This window comes from Bacillus sp. CGMCC 1.16607 (assembly GCF_042683745.1).
Classification (GTDB): domain Bacteria; phylum Bacillota; class Bacilli; order Bacillales; family Cytobacillaceae; genus Pseudoneobacillus.
In genome coordinates, this window is record NZ_JBHUJX010000029.1 from 79,836 (window position 1) to 90,077 (window position 10,242).

The 10,242-nt window shown below is 34.6% G+C and carries 11 protein-coding genes; 10 read left to right on the forward strand and 1 reads right to left on the reverse strand.

The annotated features are described in order from the left end of the window. Positions 1-61: 61 nt before the first annotated feature. From ACFSO7_RS22290 to ACFSO7_RS22305, 4 genes are all read left to right on the forward strand, one after another. Entirely contained in the window at positions 62-901 is an 840-nt protein-coding gene (locus ACFSO7_RS22290; RefSeq protein ID WP_377879643.1) for a basic amino acid ABC transporter substrate-binding protein, read from the forward strand. A gap of 63 nt (positions 902-964) precedes the next feature. Then, positions 965-1,621, forward strand: a complete 657-nt coding sequence (locus tag ACFSO7_RS22295; protein WP_377879644.1) for an amino acid ABC transporter permease — start codon at positions 965-967, stop codon at positions 1,619-1,621. Beyond that, the gene (locus tag ACFSO7_RS22300; protein WP_377879645.1) at positions 1,618-2,340 is read left to right on the forward strand and encodes an amino acid ABC transporter ATP-binding protein; all 723 of its coding nucleotides are present in this window, start codon (positions 1,618-1,620) and stop codon (positions 2,338-2,340) included. The genes ACFSO7_RS22295 and ACFSO7_RS22300 overlap by 4 nt, the downstream gene beginning before the upstream one ends. A 549-nt stretch (positions 2,341-2,889) precedes the next feature. Next, entirely contained in the window at positions 2,890-3,876 is a 987-nt protein-coding gene (locus ACFSO7_RS22305) for a Gfo/Idh/MocA family protein (RefSeq protein WP_377879646.1), read from the forward strand. Positions 3,877-3,937: 61 nt separating this feature from the next. Here ACFSO7_RS22305 and ACFSO7_RS22310 read toward each other — a convergent pair whose 3' ends face one another. Then, positions 3,938-4,408, reverse strand: a complete 471-nt coding sequence (locus ACFSO7_RS22310; RefSeq protein WP_377879647.1) for a hypothetical protein — start codon at positions 4,406-4,408, stop codon at positions 3,938-3,940. 208 nt (positions 4,409-4,616) lie between these two features. Between ACFSO7_RS22310 and ACFSO7_RS22315 the strand changes: the two genes are divergently transcribed. The 6 genes from ACFSO7_RS22315 (at position 4,617) to ACFSO7_RS22340 (ending at position 10,181) form a co-directional block, all read left to right on the forward strand. After that, positions 4,617-5,864, forward strand: coding sequence for an ATP-binding protein (locus ACFSO7_RS22315; RefSeq protein ID WP_377879648.1), 1,248 nt, complete (start codon positions 4,617-4,619; stop codon positions 5,862-5,864). Positions 5,865-6,025: 161 nt separating this feature from the next. After that, positions 6,026-7,201 (forward strand): HD-GYP domain-containing protein, encoded by a 1,176-nt coding sequence (locus tag ACFSO7_RS22320; protein WP_377879649.1) that lies wholly within the window; start codon positions 6,026-6,028, stop codon positions 7,199-7,201. 182 nt (positions 7,202-7,383) lie between these two features. Then, a complete protein-coding gene (locus ACFSO7_RS22325; RefSeq protein ID WP_377879650.1) occupies positions 7,384-8,571 on the forward strand; it encodes a hypothetical protein in 1,188 nt (395 codons plus the stop codon). Positions 8,572-8,666: 95 nt separating this feature from the next. After that, a complete protein-coding gene (locus ACFSO7_RS22330; protein ID WP_377879651.1) occupies positions 8,667-9,428 on the forward strand; it encodes a threonine/serine exporter family protein in 762 nt (253 codons plus the stop codon). A 15-nt stretch (positions 9,429-9,443) separates the two neighbouring features. Continuing rightward, positions 9,444-9,896 carry a threonine/serine exporter family protein gene (locus ACFSO7_RS22335; protein WP_377879652.1) on the forward strand — a complete coding sequence of 151 codons (453 nt, stop codon included), beginning with the start codon at positions 9,444-9,446 and terminating at the stop codon, positions 9,894-9,896. Between the two features lie 138 nt (positions 9,897-10,034). Continuing rightward, complete coding sequence (locus ACFSO7_RS22340) at positions 10,035-10,181, forward strand: hypothetical protein (protein ID WP_377879653.1); 147 nt, start codon at positions 10,035-10,037, stop codon at positions 10,179-10,181. Positions 10,182-10,242 lie beyond the last annotated feature (61 nt).

Below are 10,242 nucleotides of genomic sequence, written 5' to 3' on the forward strand. Positions count from 1 at the left end.
CGGCAAATTAATATAAATAGGTATACAAGCATCATTTATAAAAATAATGAGGGGGAAAATGATGAAAAAGTTGTCGGTTTTGATGTTTATAATGCTGGCTGCCTTCATGCTCATTCTTTCAGCGTGTGGAACGAGTAAGGTGGATAAGGACGAGGGGAAAAGTGGATCTGGATCAGGTGAAGAAAAGAGGACTCTCAGGGTGGTAACGGATGCGGCCTATGCACCTTTTGAATACATGGATAAAGATCAAATTGTCGGGTTTGATATCGATTTCATTAAAGCGGTCGCTGAAGAAGCGGGATATCCGATAGAGATCGCCCATGTTGGTTGGGACCCGATTTTCGTTGAAATTGATGGAAAACTAGCAGATATAGGGATTTCGTCGATAACAATTAACGATGACCGCAAACAAACCTATGATTTTTCACTTCCATATTTTCTTTCCACGAATAAGATTTTAGTCCCTGAAGGTAGTGATATTAAAAGCGCCAAAGATCTTATTGGTAAAAAAGTAGCGGTACAAAATGGGACGACAGGGCAAGAAGTGACAGAGGCTCTTTTAGGGAAAAATCATAAAGACATTAAAAAATTTGAAAATAATAATCTAGCTATTTTAGAGCTAACAAGCGGTGGTGCAGATGCGGTTGTGGCCGATAATGGTGTAGTGGAAGCTTATGCGAAAAATAATCCTGAACAAAAGCTAGTTGTACTTGAGGATAGTGATCAATTTTCAGCTGAATATTACGGCTTGATGTTTCAAAAGGGTAGTGAATTAAAGGCTGACTTTGATAATGCAATAAAAAAAATCTTTGAAAATGGAACATATACAAAAATCTATAAAGAATGGTTTGGTCAGGAACCAGACTTAAAGATCATTCAAGCTGAGCAAGATAAACAATAAAATAAAAAATTGCGTAACTTTAGCAATAGTTACGCGATTTTTTACTATCCAAGGGGGGCATATATGAGCTTTCGCTACGACATCTTAATCGAATATGCACCGTTTTTATTAAAGGGAACTTTACTTACCATCGGTCTGTCATTAGCGGGAATTTTATTGGGGACGGTGTTAGGGTTATTTATCGGTTTAGGAAAGATGATGAGAAACAAACTACTTACTTTACCATTCCATTGGTATATTACCTTTTTTAGGGGGACACCGTTACTAGTGCAGGTGTATTTAATTCATTTTGCTGTTGTCCCCTTTTTTATCGATGGGACAAATGCTATTGTAGCTGGTATCATTGCTCTATCTTTAAATGCTGCTGCTTATATTGCTGAAATTTTCCGAGCTGGGATCCAATCGATTGATAAAGGTCAAATGGAAGCGGCCCGTTCATTAGGGATGTCTCATGTCCAAGCGATGCGATATGTTATTTTACCCCAAGCATCTAAACGAATGATTCCACCCCTTGGGAATGAATTTATTGTGTTAATTAAAGACTCGTCATTAGCTTCGATTGTCGTTGCCCCTGAATTAATGTATTGGGTTCGAAACATTCAAGGACAATACTTCCGCGTTTGGGAGCCCTACTTAACTGCAGCAGTCATTTATTTAATCTTAACCCTTTCATTAAGCTTCCTTTTAAGTCGTCTTGAAAGAAGGTTGGAAACTGAATGATTAAAGTAGAGAATTTGAAGAAAACATTTGGTAGTAATGAGGTATTAAAGAATATTAATCTATCGATTCGAGCTCAAGAGGTAGTAGTTGTTATCGGACCATCGGGATCAGGAAAGTCCACCTTATTGAGATGCATTAACCTACTAGAAACGATTACAGCTGGACATGTTTTTATTGAGGGAACGGACTTATCTGATAAAAAAACAGACATGAATAAAGTTAGAACTGAGGTGGGTATGGTATTTCAGCATTTTCATTTATTTCCGCATAAAACAGTGTTGGAAAATATCATGCTTGCCCCTTTAAAAGTCAGGAAAGTGTCGGAAGAAAACGCTCGAATGAAAGGCTTAAAGCTTTTAAGGAAGGTAGGACTAGAGGATAAAGCGAACGCTTTTCCAAACTCGCTATCAGGGGGACAAAAGCAACGCGTTGCTATTGCAAGAGCGTTAGCGATGGAACCGAAAATCATGCTATTTGATGAGCCTACCTCCGCTTTAGACCCTGAAATGGTTGGTGAGGTTCTAGAAGTTATGAAACAATTGGCAAAAGAAGGTATGACGATGGTTGTTGTGACCCATGAAATGGGCTTTGCCCGAGAAGTAGGGGACCGAGTTATTTTTATGGACAGTGGTATCATTGTTGAGGAAAATGAACCGAAGCAGCTTTTCGAAAACCCCATGAATGACCGAACAAAAGCTTTTTTAAGCAAGGTTTTGTAGGGAAAATAGTATCTAATCAAACGTTTGATTAAATCTCAAAGGAGATATCGAAACTTAAACAAACGTTTGATTAGATACAGCGGAAGCCTTGTGATAGTTGCTTTCAAGCTAGTTCAATCAAACGTTTGTTTAATAGGGAGGACAAAGTCTTTATTTAGACCTTGTCCCTTTTTAAAAAATAAGAAAGTATAACATTTTTGGACTCGAAAATTGTCCAGCGCAAGCGTCCTAGCCCCGACGTACAGGAAGTACTAGTGTCGACAATGCGACAGGACGTCGCGCCTTTGTTGACCTCGAGGTCAAATGTTCGCCAGCCAAAAAGTCAAAGAACGACTTTCCATCTGGCGAAGCATTTGCTTGGCAAACCAAAAAAACGGTTTGCATAAGTGCGACTAGGTCTCTGGCTTCGTTACTCTCGCCAATCGACCAGTCTTCTTTATCGGGGCTGATCAAGGCGCTTTCGCTTTTCTTATTTGGTTTTATTTTAATAAATATGGGAAACTAACAGTAACTTTAAAAGTGAAATTATTTATGTCGGAGGATGAAGATATGGTACGTTTCGGAATAATTGGCACGAATTTCATTACTGTTCAATTACTTGATTCGGTGAAAGATTTATCTGATTTTAATTTGACAGCGGTTTATTCGAGAACAGAAGAGAAAGCTAAGGAGTTTGCAGCAAACTATGGGGTTGAAACGATTTTTACCGATATAGAGGAAATGGCAAAAAGCGATAAAATAGATGCCGTTTATATTGCAAGTCCCAATTCCCTTCATGCTAGTCAAGCGCTGGCATTTCTAAAGAAAGGTAAGCATGTTCTTTGTGAAAAGCCACTAGCTTCAAACACTGCTGAGGTAGAAATGATGCAAAATGAGGCAAAGGAAAATAATGTTGTGCTAATGGAAGCGATGAAAACTACTTTGCTACCAAATTTCAAAAGTATACAGGAGCATTTATTTAAAATTGGAAAAGTACGTCGTTTCTTTGGATGCTATTGCCAATATTCCTCCCGTTATGACGCCTATAAGGAAGGAACTATTTTAAATGCTTTTAATCCAAGTTTCTCAAACGGTTCACTCATGGACTTAGGAGTGTATTCAATCTATCCAATCGTTGTTTTATTTGGAGAACCGAATGCAATTAAAGCAACGGGCGTGATGCTGGATTCTGGGGTAGATGGGGAAGGAAGCATTCTTTTGCAATATGATGGGATGGATGCTACTGTGCTGCATTCGAAAATCAGCAATTCCTATCTTCCATCAGAAATCCAAGGGGAAGAAGGAAGTATACTAATTGATAAGATTTCAACTCCAGGAAAAGTCGAAATTCGTTATAGGGACGGAACAAATGAATTAATTAGCCGACAACAGGATAAGCCCTTTATGTTTTATGAAGTGGAAGAATTTATTAATTTAATTAAAGAAGGAAAAATTGAGTCACAAGTAAATTCTTTTCTTCACTCCAAAATTACGATACAGATTATGGATGAAGTAAGAAAACAAATGGGTCTAGTTTATCCAGCAGATTTGCGATAATGAATAGAATCAAGTAACAAATAAACACCTCGGGGAAATCCACGAGGTGTTCGCTTTAAACCTATAATTTTTTAAACCCTTCTTCATGTAAATACTCTGCAGCTTCTTCGTAGGTATTGAAAGTGTTATCTAAGTTCAATCCAGCATACACATTCCACATATCATCTTCGTTTAAGAGGATGAGGGTGTGGTTTTCTTCATCTACCCATTTTTCCTCTTGTTGATCCCCTACTATTGCATCTTCGACAGTGGTTTTTGGAGAAAGAGACAAAATCGATTTTTGAATGATCGAACGAAGTTCCTCAGCGGAGAAATCTCTAATATTAACCATCCCTTTGTCATCTGGTTCATATCCTTGTAAATTTTCCGCGTATACGAAACCATTTCCTTTTGGATGAAGGTGATAAACAACATTCTTCTTATCCGAAGCACTTTCCTCAAAATGATAATTCACTCTTCCAAGCGATACATTTTTCCTTTGTAATTCTGGAAACGACTCAATAATTGCAATTTTCTCTTCAAAAGTAAGCATGGAAACTCCCATCTTTCTGTACAGTTTAATTGGTTCATTATAGCATAGAAGATTGTATGTTCAAAAACTACATATTTCGACAAAGTTGGTCATGATTCAACACGAATTTCAGATTAAAATGAAATTTAGGTATACGAATGTTTAGTAACTGTTATAAAATAGAACCAATTACCCACTTTTCTACCATTTATTATAAGGAGCATGCAACATGTTAGATGACAATCAATCTAGAAATTTAATAAAGGAAGAAATAAAAGCAACGAAGCTATTTTTATGGTTTTTTTATGTTATTTTTATTTCGTACGATGCAATCTACTATTATATTCTTCCAACATTTGCAGATTATAGTGAATATGGCTTGCCTAAAGAGGGGTTAGGATTTTGGTTTCATATCATTGTTTTAGGATTTCTTCCTGTTGCATTTTATTTAATAAGAAGTGGTAATTCGCATATCGTGAAATATTTTTATATTTGTGGATATTGTATCGTGGATATTATTAATATCCTCTTAATTTATTTAGGAAGTGATAAACAGTATGCTTCCGGAAATCTTGTCGAAGTCGCATTAATATTATTTTCACCTCTTTTTATCAATAAAAAATATTTTTGGTTTGTTGCCGGGACATTAGTATCGAAGTCCATATTTTATGGAATTATTCTTGGGGATAAAACAGCGTATATTCCAATTTCAATATTTGTTTTAATTGGTGGGATATCATATCTTTTCTTAGCGCGGTTTTTATCCTATATTAATACTTTAATAAAAGTGAATGATGATTTACGTCAAAAAGAAAAGTTAGCATTGCTTGGTCAGGTAGCTACATCCATAGGACATGAAATTCGCAATCCGTTAGCAGCTTTGAAAGGGTTTACACAATTGCAGCAGGAAAAAGTCGATCCTAATGATAAAGGGTACTTTCAAATTATGGGGAATGAAATAGAACGCATCAATGTAATCGTAAATGATCTAATGTATCTCGGAAATCCTAAGCCAATTGACCCCAAAAATAGTGATATAAAAGAAAGTATTCAATATGTTAAAAAGGTGTTGAATCCAATCGCGCTTGCTAATCAAGTGTCCATTAAATTGGCTCTAGAGGAAATTCCGAAAATTGTTTGCGATGAGAAAAAAATTAAACAGGTCTTTATTAATCTAATAAAAAATTCTATCGAATCAATGCCTGATGGGGGAAAAATAGTTGTCTCTTCAGAAGTTATGAACTCCAATCAAATAGCTATTTACATTGAAGATGAAGGCTGTGGTATCGCGGAAGAGACGATGAATAAACTTGGACAACCTTTTAATACAACTAAACAAGATGGAACAGGTCTTGGACTTATGGTGACGCAAAGAATTATTCATGAGCATCGAGGGAAAATAAAATTTTTCAGTGGGTTGGGAAAAGGTACGCGTGTAGAAATATATTTACCCATGGATTTAACGGATGTTAAATAAAATTATATAAGTTATCTTTTAAAAATCAAAGTATTTTAGATTAAATATAGCTGAAAATGTCGAAATTTGTATTATTTGAATCCTACTTTGGTACTATTATATTAAGTTTTAAACTGTCGATAATACATTATAAAGAGCTAACGATGAGAGAGGTTTAGTAGATGCAAGTGAAAGTAATAGATACAGCACTTAGAAGCGAAGAACAAAGAACGGTTAAATGGTTTTTAACTTTGCTTTATATTATTTCAATTTTATTTGATATTTTTTATTTCTATATATATCCTAAATATGTATCACATACAGAGATGGGATTAAATAGCGTGCTGGGTTATGTATTTTATGTTTTATTATTTGCATTGTTACCGATTACCTATTATTTAATGAAAAGTAATAGAGTCCATACTGTTAAATATATGTACTTTATTAGTTATATTCTGATAACAATGGTTAATGACATTTTAACTTTTGTAGATAATCCTAGTAGCTATAGTAGTGGTAATATAGTTGAAGTATTTTGGTTATTATTGTCTCCGATTTTTGTTAACAAGCGTTTTTACTGGCTTGTTTCGCTAGGCTTGTTTTTTAAATATTTGATTGTTGGAATAACTATTCAATCATTGCAGGTCCTATTTCCAATGTTCTTAGTTGCTGTACTTTCTATTATTGCTTTTATCCTATTAACTCGTTTTCAATCTTATGTATCTGTAATAAAGGCGTCGTATGATCAGCAATTGGAAGGTATGGTAAAAGGAATTATTGCTACATTAGAATTAAAAGATCCGTATACTAGAGGACATAGTGAAAGAGTAGCAAAATATGCTATTTTACTAGCGGAAGAGACAGGTAAGTTTTCGAAAGATGATTTAAAATCTTTTAGGTATGCATGTTTGCTTCATGATATTGGTAAAATAAATATTCCAGATCAAATATTAATGAAGCCATCTAATCTAACAGATGAAGAGTATAAAATTGTTAAATCTCATCCTTTGACAGGAGCCGAGGCTATTGATGATGTCGAGGCATTAAAGAATTATATCAGTATAATCCGATCTCATCATGAACGGTGGGATGGGAAAGGTTATCCCGATAACTTAAAGGAAGAAGAAACTCCAATGATGGCAAGGATTGTGTGTATAGCAGACGCATTTGATGCGATGACCTCCTCAAGGTCGTACAGATCTGCATTACCGATTGAAGAAGCTTATAAAAGAATAATTGATGGAAAAGGGACTCAATTTGATCCTAAATTAGTAGAGTTATTTATTAAGGTATATCCTGCTTGGTGTTTATTACATGAAAAATACACTTTAGATTTAAAGCCTCACATAGATTTATAAAAGGAGGTGAATACATATGAAAATTCGTAGATTGAAAAAAATTAAAACTACTTGTTGGTGGTGTGCTTGGTTACCAGGAGGCGGAAAATAATGAATGAGGGATGCATAGAATTTATAGTGCATCCTTTTTAATATAATTAAACTAGGAAATTTCCTATATATCATACAAGTGCGGTGTAAAAATGAATATTACATATAATACAAGGTTAAAGTTGCATCCAATAGAGGTTCGTAAAGATCAAAGCAATTATATAGTTGAGGATAAAGTAACTGGAGAATTTTATGAAATGCCTAGAATTTGTATAGAAGCTATTATGCAAATTAATGTTGGTAAACATTTAGATGAAATTGAAAAGGAACTAAAAACACAATTTCCAAAAGAGGATGTTAATTTAATAGAATTTACTAAACATCTACTTGAACTTGATTTGATACATGAAGTAGATGGTACCGTAATAGTAATGAATCAACAAAAACAGAATAAATTAGGGTTTACAGCTATTTCTCCAAAAGTAGGCCGTTTTTTTTTCAATGATATGGCAAAAAAGGGATATGCTACTCTTTTTCTACTTAATTTATTTATTTTTATTTTAAATCCACATTTATTTCCTAATTTCAAAGATATATTTATATATGATGCAATTTTCCAAAACATCATTGCTTGGATTATTATTGGTGGAATCTTAGTTTTAGCTCATGAATTGGGGCATGTTTTAGCGATCAGGGCACATCACTTACCTACTAAATTAGAGGTGGGACATAGGTTGTTTTTTATTGTTCTAGAAACGGATCTATCATTAGCCTGGAAATTATCTCCTAGAAAAAGAACATTTCTTTATTTATCTGGAATGTGTTTTGATAATGTAATATTATTTTTTGCACTTATACTTCAACTGATTTTTCCTAAAGGTCCCGAGATAATTTTAAGTATTATGGGGTTTATTGTAATCGATATAGTCATGAGATTAATCTATCAGTGCTGCGTCTACATGAAAACGGATCTTTACTATGTTCTTGAAAATATAACTGGCTGTTATAACTTAATGGAAAATGCTAAAAGTCTTTTGAAGAAAAAGAATGGAGAATTTACCATATATAATGGTGAAAAAAGCATCATATATTCATTTTCCCTTTTCTACCTTTTGGGTATCATCATCTCACTTTCATTAGTTGTTTTTTATTTAATCCCACAATTTTTCTACACCTTGGATAAAATAATCCCCGGATTTAAGGCACCGATTGGAAGCTCCTCATTTTGGGATTCGATTATTGTTTTGGTACAAATAATACTTTTCTTAAGTCTTTTATCTTTCTCATTCTACAAAAGCTATAAAAATGGTTATGATAAGAGATTAAAAAGACTAGAATAATAATATGTATTGATTCCATTCGAAGTTTTATTTGGAGTAAATGGAATTAAGGGGATTCAGGAATGATAGCTAATTTGAATCGGAGCGAATAATCAATGAAAAATGAACTGGTTGAGACATACGATATTATGGAAGTCTGCCTACTTGCGGGTAAGATTATGCTTCAGAGTGGAGCAGAAACGTATCGAGTAGAAGACACGATGATGAGAATTGCTGCGTCTTTTGGGGTTGAACAATCTCATAGTTTTGTGACTCCAACTGGAATTATTTTTTCGATTGAGGGGACAGAACCAACCAAAACAAAACTTATTCGAATTATTGAACGGACAACGGATTTAACAAAAGTCGCTCTAGTAAATAGTATTTCACGAAGAATTAGCAGTGGCGAGTTGAGTGTTACTGAAGCGAATAAGTTACTAAAAGAAATGGATTGTAAAAAATTATCATATCCTATATGGATGCAGGTTTTCGCAGCTTCTATTTCAAGTGCTTGTTTTCTCATCATGTTTAAAGGTGGCTGGAATGACTTTTTCCCAGCATTTATAACAGGTGGCCTAGGATATACTTTTTTCGTCTATTTACATCGTTTCGTACCAATAAAGTTTTTTGCTGAGTTTCTTTCGGCTACGTTGATTGGTTTGCTTTCATTTTTATTTGTTTGGTTAAGGATTGGAACGGAAATTGATAAAATTATTATAGGCTCTGTCATGCCACTCGTCCCAGGATTATTAATCACTAATGCAGTAAGAGATTTAATGGCGGGACATTTAGTTTCAGGACTTTCAAAAGGGGCTGAAGCGTTTTTGACGGCTTTTGCAATTGGAGCTGGTATTGCGGTTTTATTATCATTTTTATAAGGGGGAGGTACGAATATGGCAATAGAACAGCTTATTACTAGCTTTATTGCAACTGGAGCTTTTGGCATCCTTTTTAATATTCCGAGACAGTCCCTTATAAAATGTGGTTTAGTCGGAATGATTGGATGGATGATTTATTTCTATTTAGCAATGAACAAAGTCGATGTTGTATTTGCTACTTTTGTGGCAGCTTTTTCAATCGGTGTGATGAGCCAGATCTATGCAAAAATATATCGGGCTCCTAGTATCATTTTTAGCGTTTCGGGAATCATTCCTTTAGTGCCAGGTGGAATGGCCTACGATGCAATGAGACATTTCGTTGAAAATGATTATAATGTGGCAAACGTGTTGGCTGCCAAAGCATTTATGATTTCAGGAGCGATTGCTTTCGGTTTGGTGTTTTCTGAGGTGATCAATCAAATGATTTTAAAAGTAAGAAGACGTGAACAAGTGCGGAAAAATAGTTAATAGGGATAAGTCTCTCCTAGAAGGAGGGGCTTTTTGTTATGTAAATAAAGTATAAAAGAACTATGTGATAATAGGGAATTGTGCGGATTTTAAAAACTGACTATTCGGATATATTTGAACTATCAAAAAATAGGGGTGATGACTTTGTTAAAAGTATTATCGAAGACAGGTTTAACTCTAGCGATTGCTGGAAGTATTGCATTAGCAGGTTTACAACCGGGTGAGGCCTGTAACCGTCAACCCCAATTGGACACTTTTTGCTCATTAGCACTGAACACTTTTTAATCTTTGAAAATCCTTTGTTGGTTCTTCAATCGATGGCTTTCATTATCCATATGAATCACCT

Bases quoted from the DNA above. Each gene is read 5' to 3' on its own strand.
- ACFSO7_RS22340 (WP_377879653.1), top strand. From the start codon at position 10,035: ATGACTTTGTTAAAAGTATTATCGAAGACAGGTTTAACTCTAGCGATT.
- ACFSO7_RS22315 (WP_377879648.1), top strand. From the start codon at position 4,617: ATGTTAGATGACAATCAATCTAGAAATTTAATAAAGGAAGAAATAAAA.
- ACFSO7_RS22300 (WP_377879645.1), top strand. From the start codon at position 1,618: ATGATTAAAGTAGAGAATTTGAAGAAAACATTTGGTAGTAATGAGGTA.
- ACFSO7_RS22295 (WP_377879644.1), top strand. From the start codon at position 965: ATGAGCTTTCGCTACGACATCTTAATCGAATATGCACCGTTTTTATTA.
- ACFSO7_RS22310 (WP_377879647.1), bottom strand. From the start codon at position 4,408: ATGCTTACTTTTGAAGAGAAAATTGCAATTATTGAGTCGTTTCCAGAA.
- ACFSO7_RS22335 (WP_377879652.1), top strand. From the start codon at position 9,444: ATGGCAATAGAACAGCTTATTACTAGCTTTATTGCAACTGGAGCTTTT.
- ACFSO7_RS22305 (WP_377879646.1), top strand. From the start codon at position 2,890: ATGGTACGTTTCGGAATAATTGGCACGAATTTCATTACTGTTCAATTA.
- ACFSO7_RS22330 (WP_377879651.1), top strand. From the start codon at position 8,667: ATGAAAAATGAACTGGTTGAGACATACGATATTATGGAAGTCTGCCTA.
- ACFSO7_RS22325 (WP_377879650.1), top strand. From the start codon at position 7,384: ATGAATATTACATATAATACAAGGTTAAAGTTGCATCCAATAGAGGTT.
- ACFSO7_RS22320 (WP_377879649.1), top strand. From the start codon at position 6,026: ATGCAAGTGAAAGTAATAGATACAGCACTTAGAAGCGAAGAACAAAGA.
- ACFSO7_RS22290 (WP_377879643.1), top strand. From the start codon at position 62: ATGAAAAAGTTGTCGGTTTTGATGTTTATAATGCTGGCTGCCTTCATG.